This window comes from Serratia sp. MYb239 (assembly GCF_002966855.1).
GTDB classification, from domain to species: Bacteria; Pseudomonadota; Gammaproteobacteria; order Enterobacterales; family Enterobacteriaceae; genus Serratia_B; species Serratia_B rhizosphaerae.
This window is the reverse complement of the sequence record NZ_CP023268.1, coordinates 3272533-3290875: the sequence shown is the minus strand read 5'-3', so window position 1 is coordinate 3290875 and position 18343 is coordinate 3272533. Positions and strand designations below refer to the sequence as shown.

The window sequence follows — 18343 nt, the reverse complement described above, 5'->3', positions numbered from 1 at the left end:
TCACTGGAATGTTACTAGTGCGCCGGCGGGTATTTGCTACAATCCGCCCTCAATTTTTGGACGAGCAGATAGGGTAAGAATGGCTCAGCAGGATATAAAAACATCGGGGCAGCAAGAACCCGGACTCCGCCGCGAGTTAAAAGCGCGGCACTTAACCATGATTGCCATCGGCGGCTCTATCGGTACCGGTCTGTTTGTCGCCTCCGGCGCTACCGTTTCACAGGCCGGCCCCGGCGGGGCGTTGCTGTCCTATGCGCTGATCGGCCTGATGGTCTACTTCCTGATGACCAGCTTGGGCGAACTGGCGGCGTTTATGCCGGTGGCCGGTTCGTTTTCCACCTATGGCGCCAAATATGTGGAAGAGGGCTTCGGCTTCGCGCTGGGCTGGAACTACTGGTACAACTGGGCGGTGACCATCGCGGTCGACCTGGTGGCCGCGCAGCTGGTGATGAGCTACTGGTTCCCCGATACGCCGGGTTGGATCTGGAGCGCGCTGTTCCTCGGCGTCATGTTCCTGCTGAACTACATTTCAGTAAAAGGGTTCGGCGAAGCGGAATACTGGTTCTCACTGATCAAGGTCACCACCGTAATTATCTTTATTATCATCGGCATCCTGATGATTGTCGGCATTCTGAAAGGCGGCGAGCATGCCGGCTGGCAGAACTGGAGCATCGGCGACGCGCCGTTTGCCGGCGGTTTCTCGGCGATGATCGGCGTGGCGATGATTGTCGGTTTCTCATTCCAGGGGACTGAGCTTATCGGCATCGCCGCCGGTGAGTCGGAAGATCCGGGGAAAAACATCCCGCGGGCGGTGCGTCAGGTGTTCTGGCGTATTTTGCTGTTCTATATCTTTGCGATCCTGATCATCAGCCTGATTATTCCTTATACCGATCCGAGCCTGTTGCGTAACGATGTCAAAGACATCAGCGTCAGCCCATTCACGCTGGTGTTCCAGCATGCCGGCCTGCTGTCGGCGGCGGCGGTGATGAATGCGGTAATCCTGACGGCGGTGCTGTCGGCGGGCAACTCCGGCATGTACGCCTCGACGCGTATGCTGTTTACCCTGGCGCGTGAGGGCAAGGCGCCGCGCATTTTCGGTAAACTGTCGAAAGGCGGCGTGCCGCGCAACGCGCTGTATGCCACCACGGTGGTGGCCGCGCTGTGCTTCCTGAGCTCAATGTTCGGCAACCAGTCGGTATACCTGTGGCTGCTTAATACCTCCGGTATGACCGGCTTTATCGCCTGGCTGGGGATCGCCATCAGCCACTATCGTTTCCGCCGCGGCTATATGCTGCAGGGGCATGATCTGAATGCGCTGCCGTATCGTTCCGGTTTCTTCCCGTTGGGCCCGGTCTTTGCCTTTATTCTGTGCCTGATCATCACGCTGGGGCAGAACTATCAGGCCTTCCTGGAAGACAAGATCGACTGGTACGGCGTTACCGCCACCTATATCGGCATTCCGCTGTTCCTGATCATCTGGTTCGGCTATAAGCTGGTGCGCGGCAGCCGTTTCGTGAAGTACCGCGATATGGAATTCCCGACGTTTAAATAAGGGTTGTTGCGGAACGCGGCGTTATGCGCCGCGTTCTTTTACTCTTTGTCCCGCCTGACTTTTTTCCTTTTCTGATGCATACCTCGTTACAAATTCCCCCTCACGCGGCATAGTCATCGACGTGATTGATAAGTATTATCGTTTGCTCTATTGTTGACGTCCGCAGCATCCCCGAAATGATGCTTTCCAGATTCTTTTATCGCCGCCGCGGGCGGTGATGTCGTCGTAACAGGTACCCGAAATCATGAGCGTAACCACCGATCCTTTACCCGACGCGAGCGGCAAATCCGGCGTCCAGGTTATGGGGCGTTATCAGCATATCCTCCGCCACCGTTTATTGATTATGGGCGTGCTGGGAATCGCGATAGTGGCTTCGCTGGTACTGGATTTCACCATGGGGCCGTCCGGCCTGTCCTTATCCAGCCTGTGGCAGACGCTGATTCATCCGGCCAGCGCCGACGCCGGCACGCGGGTGATCGTCTGGGACATCCGCATGCCTTATGCGCTGATGGCGGTGGTGGTCGGCCTGGCGCTGGGGCTGGCGGGGGCGGAGATGCAGACCATTTTGAACAACCCGCTGGCGAGTCCCTTTACCCTTGGCGTGTCATCGGCGGCGGCCTTCGGCGCGGCGCTGGCGATCGTGCTCGGCATCGGCCTGCCGGGGATCCCGGACCAGTGGTTTATTTCGGCCAACGCTTTTATCTTTGCGCTGCTGGCGGCGCTGATGCTGGACGGTATCACCCGCTGGACGCGGGTGGCGACCTCCGGCGTGGTGCTGTTCGGCATTGCGCTGGTGTTTACCTTTAACGCACTGGTGTCGATGATGCAGTTTATCGCCAGCGAGGATACGCTGCAGGGGCTGGTGTTCTGGACCATGGGCAGCCTGGCGCGCGCCTCATGGGAAAAGCTGGGCATCCTGCTGGCGGTGTTCGCCGTACTGCTGCCGCTGTCGATGATGAGCTCTTGGAAACTGACCGCGCTGCGTCTGGGTGAAGACCGCGCCGTCAGCTTCGGCATTGACGTACGCCGCCTGCGGCTGACCACGCTGCTGCGCATCAGCATTCTCTCCGCGCTGGCGGTGGCGTTTGTCGGGCCGATCGGCTTTATCGGCCTGGTGGCGCCGCATATCGCGCGTCTGATTTTTGGTGAAGATCACCGCTTCTATTTACCGGCCAGCGCGCTGATCGGCGCGCTGGTGCTGTCGATGGCCTCGGTGGCGTCGAAAAACCTGGTGCCGGGCATCATTATTCCGGTCGGCATCGTGACCTCGCTGGTGGGAGTGCCGTTCTTCCTCAGCATTATTCTGCGTCACCGGGGGAACGTCTGATGAGCCAGGGGCTGTGCATTGAGCATTTTTCCGCCGGCTATCCCAAACGCCCGGTGATTAACGACCTGTCGGTGCCGCGTCTGGCGCGCGGCGATATTACCGTGCTGCTGGGGCCGAACGGCAGCGGCAAATCGACCCTGCTGCGTTCGCTGGCCGGCCTGAACCCGGCGCAGGGCAAGCTGTGGCTGGATGATAACGATCTGATGGCGATGCCGTTCGCCCGTCGCGCCGAACAGGTGGTGTATCTGCCGCAGTCACTGCCGGCCGGAGTGCATCTGCACGTGCTGGAGTCGATTATCGTTGCCCAACGCGCGTCCGGTGGCCGCAGCAATGCCGGCAGCGAAGCCGAGGTGATGGCGCTGCTGGAACAGTTGGGGATCGCCCATCTGGCCCTGAGTTATCTGGATCAACTCTCCGGCGGGCAGAAACAGTTGGTGGGGCTGGCGCAGTCGCTGATCCGTCAGCCTTCGCTGCTGCTGCTGGATGAACCGCTGAGCGCGCTCGATCTGAACTACCAGTTCCACGTGATGGATCTGGTGCGGCGTGAAACCCGCAAGCGTAATATCGTCACGGTGGTGGTGGTACACGATATCAATATCGCGCTGCGTCACGGCGACCATGTGCTGATGCTGAAGGACGGCGACCTGATTGCCGATGGCGTGCCGGAGGCGGTGATCACCCCGCAAAGCCTGGCGCAGGTGTACGGCGTGCGCGGGCGTATCGAGCGCTGCTCGCAGGGAACGCCGCAGGTATTGATTGATGGGTTGGTGAAGGCGCCGGTGATTTGATTATCTTGAAAGTGACCATTAAAGGTTATACTGGCTCCGGGATTATGATATTAAATAGTATTATTCTTTATAGATTAACCATGGGTAATACAGGGATTAAATGGTTGCTGTGATCGGTGGCTGGTGTGTTACTAGCCATGTATACTTTTAGTAATTATCCATTACAAGGAGGTATGATATGTCGCGTTTTTTAGCCCCGGGATACTGTATTGTCGAGCAGGCAGGGACATTATCCTTCCAGACAAATATGCTATTTCGCCATCGTATGTCTTCAGCATCGAAGCTATTCATGCAGCTAAATGCAGATTCTCCATGGCTGAAACCAGGGCAAGTTTTAATTGTTGCTGACCCCGCCAGAGATATCCCACAGAATACACTACGGCTTTTACGATTGGCAAAACAGCATGTAAATAGAAATATCAATGAATTAAGTTGTGATGAGTCTGGGTTTTTACAAAAAAAACTATGGAGTTATTGCTGCATTGACAAGCGTTGGAGATAAACTTTTTGGAACAGTCAGTGATGCTGGGAATAAATATTTTTCTCATATTGAAAACGCTCTGAGGAAAATTGAAATAAGCTATCAGAACCAATACCGTTCTCAGGGAACCCTTGTTAGTCAACAATTCTATGTCGAACGGGCGGCTTTATTTAATGAATTGAAAGGATTAATTAATAAACCAGTTCTGCAACAGCTGACCCGAAGGGCAGTAAAGATAATGCCTTATGAAAGCATGAAGAGAGCACTTAATTTATCAAGTAAATCAATAGTGCATGAGTGGTCAACGGTAGGTGTCGGTGCGATAAAGGGTTATTCAACGTACCTCGATAGCGCAGCTCGAGCGGCTAAATTTTTAAAAGCCGGGGGATATGTCGGGATTGGGCTTTCTTTTGCGAATACAACTAATGAAGTAACTCACTCCTGTACCGTTGGACGTAAAGAAGAATGTCCGAAGGTAGCTGTTCGGGAATATTCGAAATTCGGACTCAGTACCATTGGTTCTATTGGCGGAGGAACCGCCGGGGCTTTTGCTGGAACGGGGGTGTGTATTGCTTTAGGTGCGATCAGCGCTCCCGCCGCAGGTGTCGGAGGCTTTGCATGTGCTGCTATTGGCTCTTTAGTTGCAGGTTATGCTGGTGGTAAAGCTGGGGAAGCAATGGGTGATTTGCTTTTCTAAATAATTAAGGTGGCAATATGGAGCTTGACGCTAAATCAGTAGGTGCTATTTTTGCGTGGTTGGCTATCGCGCTGTTTATCTGTTCATTTTTTTATTTTGGTATCAAAAAGAAAAAATATACGGAGCTGATTGAGCTATACAAGGCTAATGGTTTTTCTTTTCCTGGCCTTTACGCTTTCTTTTCACTGGCTGGTTTTTTTGGTTGTTTTCCTATGGCTTTATACTTTAAACGTTTATTGGCGGGAAATAGTGTTCGTATGGATGATGGTGGAAACATACCTTTGGCCGCTTATCGTTTTATCAAGTCTCAACCTACGGCTCTAACTGGTTGGGTGCATAAGTTGTATTACCTCTGGTTGTCAAGCATGCTGTTTTTCGTACTGGCGGCGATTTGCGCCGCCTTGGTTAGTTTTTCCCCCGACTGATATTTTTGTTCCTCTCTGATGGGACAAGGGAGATCAATACGCGATAAAAAGGCCCGTTGCCGGGCCTGATATTACCATCAGAAGTTATAGCTCATCCCTACGGTATAGCGACGGCCGTCCAGCGTGGTGTTGTAGTGCTCGTAATCCACGGTTTTATCGAGGATGTTATACACCCCGCCGGTCAGCTGCAGGTTTTTCGCCGCCTGATAGCTGACGCCGACGTCGACAAAGGTATAGGACGGCGTGCTTTTGGCCATCGAGGTGCGGCTCAGGTACTCCGAGGTTTTACTGCGGAAGTTGACGCGGGTCCACACATCGAGATCGTGCGCCGCCTGCCAGTCCAGCACGGTGTTGAACATATGTTTCGGCATCTGGTTCAGCGGCTGGCCCTGGAACTGGCCGCTTTTCTGTTCCGATTCGGTATAGGTATAGTTGGCGGTCAGCTGCCAGTCTTTGGCGATCTTCCAGCCGGCGGTGGCTTCTACACCGCGCATATTGGCCTTGTCGACGTTGACGCGGTCGCTGATAAAGTCGTAATCGGTGCCGCCGAGAGAGCAGCCCGGCTCATCCTCGCAGCGTCTGACTTCGGTGATCTTGTCTTTGAAGTCGGTGTTGAACAGGGTAATCCCGGCGTTCAGATTTTGCTGGTTATCCCACAGCAGGGCGATCTCTTCGCTCAGGCTCTTTTCCGGCTTCAGGTCCGGGTTGCCGACAATCATGCCTTCGCGCGACCCGCCACCGGTGGCCTGGCCCCAGCTGGCTGACGACTGGCGCAGATCCGGCGAGCGGTAGCCGGCGGAAACGCCGCCCTTCAGCGTCCACTGCTCGGCCAGATGCCAGACGCCGTACAGGCGCGGCGTCCAGTGGCTGCCGTAGTTTTGGTCGCGGTCCATACGGATGCCGCTGGTCAGGCTGAAATCATTGGTCATTGCCCATTCGTCTTCGGCGAACAGCGCCCAGCTCCAACGGGTCAGCTGGTTGACGCCCTGCGCAGATTCCAGCTGGTTGCCGCTGTCGCTCAGTTTTTCATAGCGGTACTGGCCGCCGATATTCAGCATATGGTCACCCAGCGCGAACTGATTCTGGGTATTGAAGATGGTGTTGTACATCTTCATGTTGCGGCCCGGGTTGTTGGTCTCTTCACGCTGGATATAGCTGGTGGTATTGCCGATATCGTAATAGCCGTTGTGCGTCAGCGAGTAGTTGGTGCGGGTATACAGGCTGTCGCTTGGCTGGCTGGGTTTACAGCTGCCTTTGCGGCAGCTTTCCGTCGCCGTGGATTTGCCCGGCGTGCTGTTGCGGTCCTGCAGCGAGCGGCCGACTTCAAACTCAAACTCATTCTGCTCATCCGGCGTCAGGCTGAAGACAGCGGTACCGCTGCGCATGCGCTGTTCATTATAGCCGTTGACGATTTTGTCTTCGGCGCGGTGGGACAGCAGGCCGTTGACGCGCAGGCCGAGCAGGCCTTCAATCAGCGGGCCGGAGGCGTAGGCGTTGGTCTGGTACAGGTCGCCGGAGTCGCGGTTTTCCTGGAAGGTGGCGTCGGCGTGCACCGAGCCGCGCCAGCCCTGCGTGGTGGAGGTTTTACGGGTGATGATGTTAATCACGCCGCCCATCGCGTCGGAGCCGTACAGCGAGGACATCGGCCCGCGCACCACTTCGATGCGTTCGATGGCTTCCAGCGGCGGCAGCCAGCCCTGCTCAATCCCGGCGTTGTCGCTGTTAGGGCGGGTGCCGCGGGTATCCACGCGTTTGCCGTCGATCAGAATCAGGGTGTATTTGGACGACATGCCGCGGATGCTGATATCGCTGCTGCTGCCGCCGCCGGTGACCACCACGCCCGGCACGTCTTTCAGTGCGTCGGTCACGTCGCGATAGGCTTTATTTTCGATCTGCTGACGTGGGATCACCGAGATGGAGGCGGCGGAATCCTGGATCTTCTGTTGGAAACCAGAAGCGGTGACCACCATGGTGTCTTGCGCGCTTTCCGGATCGGCGGCGAGGGCGGCCTGGCTGGTGAACGCGGCGATAATGAATGCGGTGAGTTTGTTATAGCTTGGCTTTTCCATGAAATAGCAATTCCTGGCCCAGAGCGGCAGAACAACGTTGTCTGCCAAAAGAGTAAGTACAAATGAAAACCCATTAAATTCCGGGGAATTCAATGGCCCGCGTGAAAACGTGAGGCTATTGTAAGGAAATAATAGAGAATGTAAATGCAAATGATAATCCGTATCATTTGTATATTTGATCAGGGTTTTTGATACGGTGCAGTGCGTGGCGCAGAGACGTAGGCAGCAATACGGCGGCCCTCTTCAGCAGAAGAGGGCGCAGGCAGGGCAGAGATTTAGAAGGTGGTAGGGGTATGGGCGCTGATGATGCGGCACTCGCGGGCCGAAGTATTGCTGAAGCTGTGCGGGATGCCGGTGTTGATGGCGTAACTCTGGCCGGCGCTGAGCGGGTAGCTCTGGCCATTAATCGTCAGAATAATTTCGCCCTCCAGTACGGTGCCAATCTCTTCGCCCTGATGCTTGATTTTTTCCCCGGTGGTGGAGCCGGGCTGATAGGTTTCCAGCATCATCGCCAGGTTACGCGTCGGGCTGCCGTTATGCACCAGTTTCATCGAAACGCCCTGGCTGCCGATTTCGATCAGCTCTTCCGCCTCGATCACCACTTTGGGCTCATCCGGCCGCTCCGGTTCGGCAAAGAACTCGGACAGCGACAGGTCATAGACCTTCAGCAGTTTTTGCAGCGTGCTGATCGCCGGGCTGACCTTGTCCTGCTCAATGGTGCTGATGGCGCTGTGGGTCAGGCCGGACAGCTCGGCGACCCGCCGCTGCGACAGGCCTAACTGCTGACGGATTTGCGACAGGCGCTTTCCTGGCGCCAGGGGGATTTCGCTCATAGCGGTACTTCCTTCTGGTGGCTGCGACAGGCAGAGATAAAACCGTTATACGGCGGAAATGCGCCGCACGATTGTGATATCCCGGATATCAGATGTATCCATCATACGGAGGAAAGGATGGAAAATATATTGCCCATGCTTGTCTCCGATAAGACGGCAAGAATATAGATGAAAACGACGTTAACGGTTTTATTGGTGCAGCTGATGAAAAATCATGCGCCATTGTAACATTCGCTCCCTTGCTATGTTAATAGTATGTTTCTCTGTGCGGCCGTTATTTTGAGCGCGGAGCGCGGGACGGGCAATTTGCCGCGCAGCTACGCACCGTCGTCGGCGATTGGGTGTTGAAAAATGATTGAAAGGGTGTAAGGTAAAACCTAAGAAATAACTTAAGGTGATGTCAGCCGCTGAAATATCCATCTAAACGAAGGATTTTAGTGCGATCGCCAAAAATAATTTGCAGTTGGAGGGCTTCTGGATCTTGTCATCCAGAGGTTTTCTGATGCAAAATACCCGTAATGCAGAGATAGCCGACGTTTTAAAGCGTCGGTTATTTTTTTGCATCTAGTTTTGTAAACCGAGCGTTTCATACACAAGCGAGGCCGGACTCCGAGCCGGATAGATAAACAGTTTTGTGCACGATCAACCAAAAACTTCATTGGTCGTGACTCATGAGGAAAAGAAAGATGGGGCAATTTTTCAATACAGCACCGGTGCCCGCCGGTTTCCGCTGCACCCGCGGCGATTACGGACCAGCAGCCAAGGTTTCCTTGATGCATATCCCGGCTCCCCTTACCCCTCTTTTAGAATTAAGTCGCCTGTTGCGAAGTTTCCCCGCAACCTTGAGTCTTAGCGTGTCTACTCTCCGCAAGTCTGAAGGTAAGGGGGGGCTGAACAATGTCCGATAACATCGTCAGCGCCGCTCCGGCACAGCGCACTCAACTGCGTAAAACCCTTACTCTGGTACCTGTGGTCATGATGGGCCTGGCTTATCTGCAGCCGATGACCATCTTTGATACCTTTGGCATTGTTTCCGGCCTGACCGACGGTCACGTCGCCACCGCCTACGCCTTCGCGCTGCTGGCGATTTTGTTCACTGCGCTCAGCTACGGCAAACTGGTGAAGAAGTTCCCATCGGCCGGTTCTGCTTATACCTATGCGCAGAAGGCGATCGGGCCGCACGTCGGCTTTATGGTGGGCTGGTCATCACTGCTTGATTACCTGTTCATGCCGATGATCAACATCCTGCTGGCCAAAATTTACCTGGAAGCGATCTTCCCGGGCGTGCCGTCGTGGATCTTTGTCGTGGCGCTGGTGGCGCTGATGACGCTGTTCAACCTGCGCGGCATCAAGCTGGTGGCGAACCTGAACTCCATTATCGTGGTGGTGCAGGTGGCGATCATGGTGGTGTTCCTGGGGCTGGTGATCAACGGCGTGTATCACGGCGAAGGCGCCGGTACGCTGGTGAGCAGCCGTCCGTTCTGGTCCGACAATGCGCACGTGGTGCCGATGATTACCGGCGCGACCATTCTGTGCTTCTCATTCCTCGGCTTTGACGGCATCAGCTCGCTGTCTGAAGAAACCAAAGACGCAGAGAAGGTGATCCCGAAGGCCATCTTCCTGACGGCGCTGATTGGCGGCGTGATCTTTATCGTGGTGTCTTACTTTGTGCAGCTGTACTTCCCGGACATCTCCCGCTTCAAGGATCCGGACGCGTCCCAGCCTGAAATCATGCTGTACGTGGCCGGCAAGTTCTTCCAGTCGGTGATTCTGGTGTTCTCCTGCGTGACCGTTCTGGCATCCGGTATGGCGGCGCACGCCGGCGTATCCCGCCTGATGTATGTGATGGGCCGCGATGGCGTGTTCCCGGAGCGTTTCTTTGGCTATGTGCATCCGAAATGGCGTACCCCGGCGATGAACGTGCTGCTGGTGGGGGCGATCGCCCTGTCTGCGGTGTCGTTTGACCTGGTGACCGCGACGGCGCTGATCAACTTCGGCGCGCTGGTGGCCTTCACCTTCGTTAACCTGTCGGTGATCTCGCAGTTCTACATCCGCGATAAGATGAACCACGGAGTTAAAAATACCGTGAACTATCTGATTCTGCCGGTGCTGGGCGCGTTGACCGTCGGTGCGCTGTGGCTGAACCTGGAAAGCAGCTCGATGACGTTGGGCCTGGTTTGGGGCGCTATCGGCCTGATCTATCTGGCGTTCGTCACCCGCAGCTTCCGTCTGCCGGTGCCGCAGGCGAGTGAAGACGTGGCGTAAACGGTAAGCGTTACCGCTGAATAAAAAAGGGCTGAACAGTGTTCAGCCCTTTTTTGTGCCCGCAGATTGGCGGATGAAATCAGCGCATTTCCAGCCGCGGGATTACCGACATGCCGACGCGCAGGCGCGCGACGTCGCGCTGGTTCGGTTCCAGCTGGATTTTCACCGGCAGGCGCTGCACCACTTTGGTGTAGTTGCCGGTGGCGTTGTCGGCGCTGATGGCGGCAAAGGTGGCGCCGGTGGCCGGTGCGATGCTGTCGACGTGGCCGCGCAGGGTGACGCCGGGCAGGGCATCGACGCTGATGGTGACCGGCTGGCCGCGGCTGACGTTGGACAGCTGGGTTTCCAGGAAATTGGCCAGCACATAGCTCTGCTCAAGCGGCACGACCGCCAGCAGCCGCGTACCGGCGCTGACCCAGGCACCCTGACGCACCGCCCGCTGGCCGATCATGCCGTCGATAGGCGCCACGATGCGGGTATAGGAGAGGTTCAGACGTGCCTGATCGACGCTGGCCTGCGCGGCGGCGATATCGGCGGTTGCCTGCTGCCGGCTGGCTTGCAGCACGCCGACTTGCTTGCGTGCGGATACGACGGCGGCCTGATTCTGCTTAACCTGTGCGGCGGCGCTCTGCATCGAGGAGGCGGACTTCAGCTGTTCATCGGCCGAAATGGCATGGCTTTTCAGCAGGCGGCGGTAGCGCTCGGCATTTTGACCGGCGTAGTTCAGCGTTGCCTGGCTGGCGCTGACGGCCGCTTCGGCCTGGGCGATATTGGCCTGCTGCTGTTCCAGCTGGGCCTGAATGCTGGCCAGCTTGGCCTGACTGAGCTGCAGGCTGGCTTCGGCGGTTTCCAGCGCGACGCGGTAATCGCGGTCATCGATCGTCGCCAGTACATCGCCGGCTTTAACCTGTTGGTTGTCCTCGACGTTGACGCTGCGGATATAGCCGGACACTTTGGGGGCCACCAGCGTATAGTCGGCGGTGACCACTGCATCGGTGGTGCTGTAGTCGTGACGGTTGCTGAATGACCAGATGGCAAAGGCGCAGGCCAGCAACAGCAGCAGTAGCAGCGCCAGGATGAATGTCCGTTTGGCAGGTGTAAAACTCATAGTTATGGTCTCGATGTTTTAGGAGCTAAAGGTAACAGCGTTTGTGGCGGATAGACGCGTTTTGGCAGCCAGAGGGTCAGCAGTACCAGCAACAGCGCGCAGCCGATGATCAGTAAATAGGCATCGCTGATGCCGAGGATCAGCGCCTGATGTTTCACCAGCGTTGAAAAATGGCCGAGGTTTTCCGCCGAACTGACGGTGCCGTCGGGCAGCAGCGGCGTACTGTAGCCGGCGCTGTCACCGGTGGCGGCGGTCATCAGCCATGGGCGGTTGCCCAGTTGGTCGACCAGAATGTGTGAATGGAACTGCTCGCGCTGGTTGAGGAAGTGGGTAACGAATACGCCGGCCGCCACGCTGGAAAAACCGCGCACGGTATTGAACATGGCGGAGGCGAACGGCCCTTCCGGCGGCGCCACCACGCTGGTTGAGCCCATCAGGATCGGCAAGATCATCATCGGCTGGCCGAACGCCTGCAGCGTCTGGATCAGCCAGAAGTTCTGCCGCGCCCATTCGGCGGTCAGCTGCATGCCCAGCAGGCAGGAGAGCATCATCGCGCCGGCGCCCAAGGCCAGCATCCAGCGGCTGTCGACCCAGCGCCAGTTCAGCAGCATGGCGATAAACGGCGCGATAATCAGCTGCGGCAGGCCGACGGCCAGCGCCAGCGGCGCAAACTGGGTGGTGCGGAACCCTTCCACCTGTGCGAAATAGGCGGACGGCAGTGACGAGCCGGACAGCGACAGCGTCAGCACCGCGGCGAGCGCCAGCAGGCCGAAAGCCAGGTTTCTGCGTTCCAGCATCTGCAGCTTGAACAGCGGTAGCGGATGGAACCACTCGTTAATCAGGAAAACGACCAGCAGCGCGGCGGAGGCCAGCAGCATGGCGCCGATCAACGGCGAATTCAGCCAGTCCAGCCGTTCCCCCTGGGTGAGCGCCAGGATCAGCAGTGCAATGCCGCTGCAGCCGGTCAGCATGCCGAACAGATCGGCCTGCTTCAGCCGCTCCAGCCGCAGCGGGTCCTGCGGTAGTCCCCAGCCTATCAGCGGCGCGGCGATCAGACACAGCGGCACGGCCTGCCAAAAGGCGAACTGCCAGCCGACGCTGTCGGTCCACAGCGCTGTCAGCGATGCGGCGACGTTAGGCCCGAAGGTGGCGGTCAGCGCATAGGCGGCCAGACCGTAGAGTTTAATTTGGGGCGGCAGAAAGCGCAGCGCCACCGTCATCAGCAGCGGCGGCAGTGCGCCGCCGAACAGTCCCTGAATCACCCGCAGGGTAATAAACGGCGCGGCGCCGGTGGCGAAGGGCTGCAGTATGCCCACCGCAGCGAAGCCGGTGATGACGATCAGGGCGAAGCGCCGCAGGGAAAAGGTGACGGCCAGCCAGGGCGCTACCATCATCGCCGCCACTTCGGCGGCCTGATAGGCGGAGGTGATCCAACTGCCCGTGTCATAATCAATACCGATCGCCGCGCGGATATCCGCCAGCGCCAGACTGGAGATACGATCGTTCAATCCGGACGTCAACGCGGCAATCAGCACGCCGACTAACCCCAGCGCTAAACGCAGGGTAAAAGGGTGCGGCGGCGGCGCGGCCGCAGGCTGGGTTGTCATATGAGTACTCCAGAGAGGGGAATTAATCGATGCGGTGTACTGTATTGTGATACAAGTCGCGATTTATATTATATTGTGATGCATTGTATTGCAATGTGGTACAGTGCGCGCGTCAAAGTATGAGTGTTACAATGGACGTGAACCGCACGAAAAGGGAAAGTGTTATGTCTGAATCGCCAATAGCCCGCGACGACGAAAGGACGAGGGGTATTCAGGTCATCGCTCGCGCAGCGAAGATCCTCAACGCGTTGGGCGAAAAGCCAAACGGTATGAGTCTGGGCGAGATCGCCCAGCGGGTCGATCTGCCGCGTTCTACGGTGCAGCGTATTGTCGGCGCGCTGGACGATGCTCAACTGGTACGCAGCCACGGCAGCGTCGGCGGGGTACGTCTGGGGCCGGCGCTGCTGCGTCTGATTACCAACGTGCATACCGACGTGGTGGCGATCGCCCAGCCCTGGCTGCAGGCACTGAGCGATGCGACCGGGGAAACCGTGTCGCTGGCGCGGGCCAACGGCCTGCAGCTGGCGGTGGTGCACTATATTGTTGCCGAGCGCGAGCTGCGCGTGGTGCCGCGGTTGGGTATGAACCTGCCGCTGTACAGCACCTCCGGCGGCCGGGCGCTGCTGGCGCTGGATAACGACGATGCGGCCCGCACGCTGCTGGGTGAGGCCTACCCGGCGATTACTGATTTAACGGTGCGTGATTTTCCCGCGCTGATGACGCGTCTGGCGGAGATTCGCCGAACTGGGCTGGCTTACGATCGCGGTGAGACGCTGGAAGGCATTTCCACTATGGCGGTGGCGATCGACACCATCCTGGGGCGTTTCTCCATCAGTCTGTTGATCCCCGGCCCGCGCCTGCAGAAAAATGAGGCGCATTACCGGACTGAAATTCTGAAGTGCAAAGAGGCGCTGATCGATGAAATCGGCAAGGCGGCGCTGCGTGATGAATAGGAGCCTGAGATGAAAACGTTGTTGGTGGCGGTGGATAATTCGGACGCGACGCAATATGTGCTGGCCCTGGCCGCCGAACAGGCGCGGGCGCTGCAGGCGCAGGCGCTGGCGGTATGCTGCATCGATGCGGGTTACGCGCTGGTTGTGAACGGCGATGAAGAAGGCGGCGAAGACCCGGCTGACTTTGCCTATGCCAATGACGAGCAGCAGGCGGCCGAAACGGTGGTACGGCAGGCGCTGGCGGTGCTGAGCGAGGCCGGTGTCAGTGCCAGCGGCAAGGTGCTGGTCGGCGAGCCGGCGGAAGCGATTGTCGCGGAAGCGAAGGCGCAGAAGGCAGCGATGATCGTGATGGGGCGTCGCCAGATGTCATCCTTTAACCGCCTGTTGAAAGGTTCGTGCAGCGTGGCGGTGATTGAACATGCGCCTTGCCCGGTGCTGATCGACGTGCGCATTGACGAATAACCTGCGGTGGGCCAGGCCCACCGCACTCCTGCCTTACCCGACCAGCTGCTTACCATAATCAAACAGCGCTTTTAGCTGCGCCATTTTGGCGTTGTCGCCTTCATGCAGGTTATACAGCGCTTCCAACTGCAGAATATAGGCCTGCACCCGCTCGGCGTTGAGCACTTCCCGACGGTGCTGCAGCCAGCGTTGTTGTTCGGCATCGTCCAGCGTGTTCGGATAGTTGCGTGCGCGGTAGCGGAACAGCAACTCCTTCATGCGGCCGTCGCCAAAGGCCAGATCCAGTGCCGGCAGGTTTTGCGGCTTGGTTTGCAAAATGATTTTCATCGCCGCTTTATCGGCATCGCTGAAGAAACCATCGTACAGTTTGGCGTCGACGTCGTCGGCCGGGGTGAAGGGCTCCGCTTCGGCATACAGAGCTACCACTTTCTCGCGGACTTCCGGGTGCTGACGCAGAATCTGCAGGTTATCCAGGCAGGCCTGACGATCGATGCCCAGCCGTTCGGCATTTTCCGGCAGCAGGGTTTTGGCCGGCGCCAGCACCGGGCATTTATTGATATGCACCAGTTTGATCGGCGCCGGCGGCTGATCGGCCGCCAGCTGGTCGCGGCGGGTATATAAGCGTTCGCGCAACTGATCGGCATTCAGATCCAGCAGCGGGGAGATGTCGCCGGCCAGATCGCAGACGATCACCGCATTTTTATTCTCCGGGTGCCAGGCCAGCGGCGCGATCCAGCTGGTGTTGCTGCGTGCCGCGCCGAACATGCCGGAAACGTGCACCAGCGGCGTCATCTCGGCAATGTCGATCAATGCATTCAGCTTGTGCTTGTTGCGGTGCTGCAGCAGGTAGTCGAACAGGCGCGGCTGCGCCTGCTTCAGCAGCTTGGCCATGGCAATGGTGGCATACACGTCCGACATCGCGTCGTGCGCCTGTTCATGCTCGACGCCGTTGGCGCGGGTCAGGTGCTCCAGACGGAAGCTGGGGAAGCCCTCGTCATTTTCCGGCCAGACAATTCCCTCTGGCCGCAGGGCGTAACAGGCGCGCATCACATCCAGCAGATCCCAGCGTGAATTACCGTTTTGCCAGCTGTAGGCGTAAGGATCGTGGAAGTTGCGGTAAAAAATATTGCGGCTGACCTCATCATCGAAACGAATATTGTTGTAGCCGAGGATACAGGTGCCGGGAACGCTGAAGGCTTCGTTGATCTGATGGGCAAACTCGGCTTCGCAAACGCCTTTGGCCAGCGCTTCCTGCGGCGTAATGCCGGTAATCATCACCGCTTCCGGATCCGGCAGGTAGTCATCCGCCGGGGTGCAGTAGATCACCAGCGGCTCTTCGATGATATTGAAGTCCATATCGGTGCGCACGCCGGCAAACTGGGCCGGACGATCCAGCGACGGACTTTTGCCAAAGGTCTCATAGTCGTGGATGTAAAACGTATTCTGTCTGCTGTTGTTTTTCACTGTCTAATTTTGTCCGCGTTTGTAGTGTAATATGCAGATTTTTAAAGGTTTTATCCTTCGATTTTCGCTGGCTTTGTCCATGGTTGTTATCGGTTGTATTGTCCGGAATGGTTTTGCCCATGTCGTATTGCGTACATATTTGGTACATAACCACAAATCAACTGCGTACAAAAAATTATTATGGCTATCAGCGATACTAAGCTGCGCTCCACACATGGTAAACCATATTCAGGCTGTCCTGAAGTATCAGATGTCGGCGGACTCAGCGCCAGTATTTTGAATACTAACGGCACCACAGACAGTAAGGTTACGGTCAAGAGCAGGACACGGCTAGAGAGCGCGATAGGAAGTTGTTTTTTTGTCGGGGGACGTACATATTGAGGATGGACGAGTTTATGGCGCTGCAGTTAGCGTATATTGAGAGCAAGCTGCGTTAACTGCCGCCAGTCAACTAAGAAGAATCAGAAATCGGCCGGGAGGGACCCCGGCTATTTACAGAGATAAACAACAATGCGAAGTGAAAATATTAACGTAATTGAAACCAGTCAGGAAGATATATCAATATTCCACCCAAGAATACTAGGCCAAACCAAATTATAAAAAGGTAAAAGTACCTTTTTATCCACTGTGTATCCTTTTTCTGAAATGAAGCGATGAAGTTATAAGGTTCATCTCCAAGAAATTCGGTGCGAGAAAGCCGGATTCGTTTGTGAGTCAATAGTTGCCAAAAAAAATAAGTGACTGATACACTTCCAAAAAAACCTGAGGAAGAAGCTAATATATCAAATTGCTTCATGAAAAAACCATGAGATTTATATTGTGAGATAAGATTGTTATAGCGTTTTTTTATAATGGCGAAGTAAATGAGGCTGATGAAAAAACACAGCAGGCCAGAGTAGGTCATAAAAACGCCGGTATATCTGAGAATATCGCCCATAATTTCCTAACTTATTTCACTAAAATATCGGCCATTAAACTGCCCGCTTTCTGGCCGAGGGCTTCACCCGCAGCAGCCCCTCCATATGCTCCAAGGCCGCTTCCGACGATCGCGCACGCTAATGCTGCCGTCCCCCCTGTCGCAATACCAGCAGCAATGCAAATCCCACCAACAGCCCACGAGCCGGCCATTCCACCCCCAATCCCTCCAGCGGTACCAAGAGAGAATTTTGAATAATCCTGTATAGCGACTCGGGTACATTCGCTTTCACGTCCAGTGGAACAGGCATGATACACGTCATTGGTCGTGCTGGTCGCTGATATTGCCAAACCCACCCATCCAGCATTCTTCATAAATTTAATGGCTCTGCTGGTTCCATCCAGATAAGTCGAATAACCTCTAATCGCGCCCACGCCAACCGTAGACCACTCATGGACAATTGAGCGGCTTGACAAATTCAGGGCGCTTTTGATGCTGTCATACGGACGCAGATTCAGGATTTTACGCGTTAGTCGGCTGAATACAGGTTTATCCAGCATCACTTTGAGCTCCCCAAACAGGCGATTCCGTTCGACAAAAAACTGCTGTCCAATCAGCGTACCTTGGGTGCGGAACTGGTTCTGATACGTAGCTTCTACTTTTCGCAATATTTCATCAATTCGTTCAAAGTAGCGTTTCCCTGAATCACTGGCGATGCCTAATCCGGTGCTGCTGCCATTAAGTATGGTGGCGAGAGTGTCGTAATTGCGCTGCAGAAATGTCGCTTGTTCGGCATCCACCTGCGCCATCGCTTTATTCACCTGGTTTTTGGCCCGGCGTAAATGGTGTAGGGCTGGGCCTTGGTGGGGGTTGTGCGGATCGGCAACGATCAGAATATGTCCCGGCTTCACCCATGGAGTATCGGCATTAAGCTGCAGGTAATAGCGGGCGGCTTCGCTGTTTGGGTTTCTGAACAGCATGTTTGCCTGCGAAGTGAGCGAACCAGGGGTTTCAACAACGCAGTAACCAGGTTCAATCCGTTGACGGGGAGGTAAGGCCATGGGGTGACTCCTTGTCATAGTCGATAGGGACTTTTAGCCTATGTACCTTAAACTAACCTTACCTAATATTTCAACGGCTACAGGTCGCTAACCAGCCACTGATCGGCTTCTTCAAACATCTCTTCCAGCAGGCGGTTCAGTTTTTCTTTGTCGCTCTTGCTGACATCCGTATTCAGGCCGTTGGCCTGCATGGGTTTTACCCTCACTTCGGCATCGGGAAAAATCTTGTGCACCCGCCTTGTCAGTTCGTCCTTGATAATCCCGGCCGCGCCCGGCAATCCCTGCACATTACGTTGGTCAAAAATCAGCTCTACAAACATATCATCATCTTTAGG

15 protein-coding genes and 1 pseudogene are annotated in these 18343 nt (G+C 56.2%); 8 read left to right on the top strand and 8 right to left on the bottom strand.

Translation table 11 applies throughout. The features are described from left to right. Positions 1-79: 79 nt before the first annotated feature. The 5 genes and pseudogenes from CLM71_RS15895 to CLM71_RS15875 all read left to right on the top strand — a co-directional run bounded on the left by CLM71_RS15895 (position 80) and on the right by CLM71_RS15875 (position 5270). Positions 80-1552 (top strand): amino acid permease, encoded by a 1473-nt coding sequence (locus CLM71_RS15895; protein ID WP_105231844.1) that lies wholly within the window; start codon positions 80-82, stop codon positions 1550-1552. 244 nt (positions 1553-1796) lie between these two features. Further along, entirely contained in the window at positions 1797-2879 is a 1083-nt protein-coding gene (locus CLM71_RS15890) for an iron ABC transporter permease (protein ID WP_105231843.1), read from the top strand. Beyond that, entirely contained in the window at positions 2879-3667 is a 789-nt protein-coding gene (locus CLM71_RS15885) for an ABC transporter ATP-binding protein (RefSeq protein WP_105231842.1), read from the top strand. The genes CLM71_RS15890 and CLM71_RS15885 overlap by 1 nt, the downstream gene beginning before the upstream one ends. 178 nt (positions 3668-3845) lie before the next feature. Continuing rightward, positions 3846-4845 (top strand): annotated as a pseudogene (locus CLM71_RS15880) (hypothetical protein). Positions 4846-4862: 17 nt separating this feature from the next. After that, positions 4863-5270: a hypothetical protein gene (locus tag CLM71_RS15875; RefSeq protein ID WP_105231841.1), complete on the top strand. Its 408-nt coding sequence runs from the start codon at positions 4863-4865 to the stop codon at positions 5268-5270. Positions 5271-5347: 77 nt separating this feature from the next. Here the strand turns inward: CLM71_RS15875 and CLM71_RS15870 are convergent, their stop codons facing one another. Together CLM71_RS15870 and puuR are read right to left on the bottom strand one after the other, a co-directional pair. Beyond that, positions 5348-7339, bottom strand: coding sequence for a ligand-gated channel protein (locus CLM71_RS15870; RefSeq protein WP_105231840.1), 1992 nt, complete (start codon positions 7337-7339; stop codon positions 5348-5350). Between the two features lie 275 nt (positions 7340-7614). Beyond that, complete coding sequence (gene puuR / locus CLM71_RS15865; protein WP_105231839.1) at positions 7615-8172, bottom strand: HTH-type transcriptional regulator PuuR; 558 nt, start codon at positions 8170-8172, stop codon at positions 7615-7617. An 897-nt stretch (positions 8173-9069) separates the two neighbouring features. On the opposite strand from puuR, the gene CLM71_RS15855 reads away from it, so the two are divergent. Then, positions 9070-10437, top strand: coding sequence for an APC family permease (locus CLM71_RS15855; RefSeq protein ID WP_105231838.1), 1368 nt, complete (start codon positions 9070-9072; stop codon positions 10435-10437). A gap of 79 nt (positions 10438-10516) precedes the next feature. Here the strand turns inward: CLM71_RS15855 and CLM71_RS15850 are convergent, their stop codons facing one another. Together CLM71_RS15850 and CLM71_RS15845 are read right to left on the bottom strand one after the other, a co-directional pair. After that, a complete protein-coding gene (locus CLM71_RS15850; RefSeq protein ID WP_105231837.1) occupies positions 10517-11545 on the bottom strand; it encodes an HlyD family secretion protein in 1029 nt (342 codons plus the stop codon). A gap of 2 nt (positions 11546-11547) precedes the next feature. Next, the gene (locus tag CLM71_RS15845; protein WP_105231836.1) at positions 11548-13152 is read right to left on the bottom strand and encodes an MFS transporter; all 1605 of its coding nucleotides are present in this window, start codon (positions 13150-13152) and stop codon (positions 11548-11550) included. Between the two features lie 164 nt (positions 13153-13316). Here CLM71_RS15845 and CLM71_RS15840 point away from each other — a divergent pair, with 164 nt between their 5' ends. Both CLM71_RS15840 and CLM71_RS15835 read left to right on the top strand, forming a co-directional pair. Next, entirely contained in the window at positions 13317-14105 is a 789-nt protein-coding gene (locus CLM71_RS15840) for an IclR family transcriptional regulator (protein WP_105231835.1), read from the top strand. 9 nt (positions 14106-14114) lie between these two features. Beyond that, positions 14115-14567, top strand: a complete 453-nt coding sequence (locus tag CLM71_RS15835; RefSeq protein ID WP_105231834.1) for a universal stress protein — start codon at positions 14115-14117, stop codon at positions 14565-14567. A 33-nt stretch (positions 14568-14600) separates the two neighbouring features. Here the strand turns inward: CLM71_RS15835 and sbcB are convergent, their stop codons facing one another. The 4 genes from sbcB to CLM71_RS15810 all read right to left on the bottom strand — a co-directional run bounded on the left by sbcB (position 14601) and on the right by CLM71_RS15810 (position 18328). Beyond that, positions 14601-16031, bottom strand: a complete 1431-nt coding sequence (sbcB, locus tag CLM71_RS15830) for an exodeoxyribonuclease I (RefSeq protein ID WP_105231833.1) — start codon at positions 16029-16031, stop codon at positions 14601-14603. A gap of 526 nt (positions 16032-16557) precedes the next feature. Beyond that, positions 16558-16968: a hypothetical protein gene (locus CLM71_RS15820; protein ID WP_105231832.1), complete on the bottom strand. Its 411-nt coding sequence runs from the start codon at positions 16966-16968 to the stop codon at positions 16558-16560. A gap of 11 nt (positions 16969-16979) precedes the next feature. Next, positions 16980-18008, bottom strand: coding sequence for a hypothetical protein (locus tag CLM71_RS15815; RefSeq protein ID WP_105231831.1), 1029 nt, complete (start codon positions 18006-18008; stop codon positions 16980-16982). 77 nt (positions 18009-18085) lie between these two features. Next, positions 18086-18328 carry a DinI family protein gene (locus tag CLM71_RS15810; RefSeq protein ID WP_105231830.1) on the bottom strand — a complete coding sequence of 81 codons (243 nt, stop codon included), beginning with the start codon at positions 18326-18328 and terminating at the stop codon, positions 18086-18088. Positions 18329-18343 lie beyond the last annotated feature (15 nt).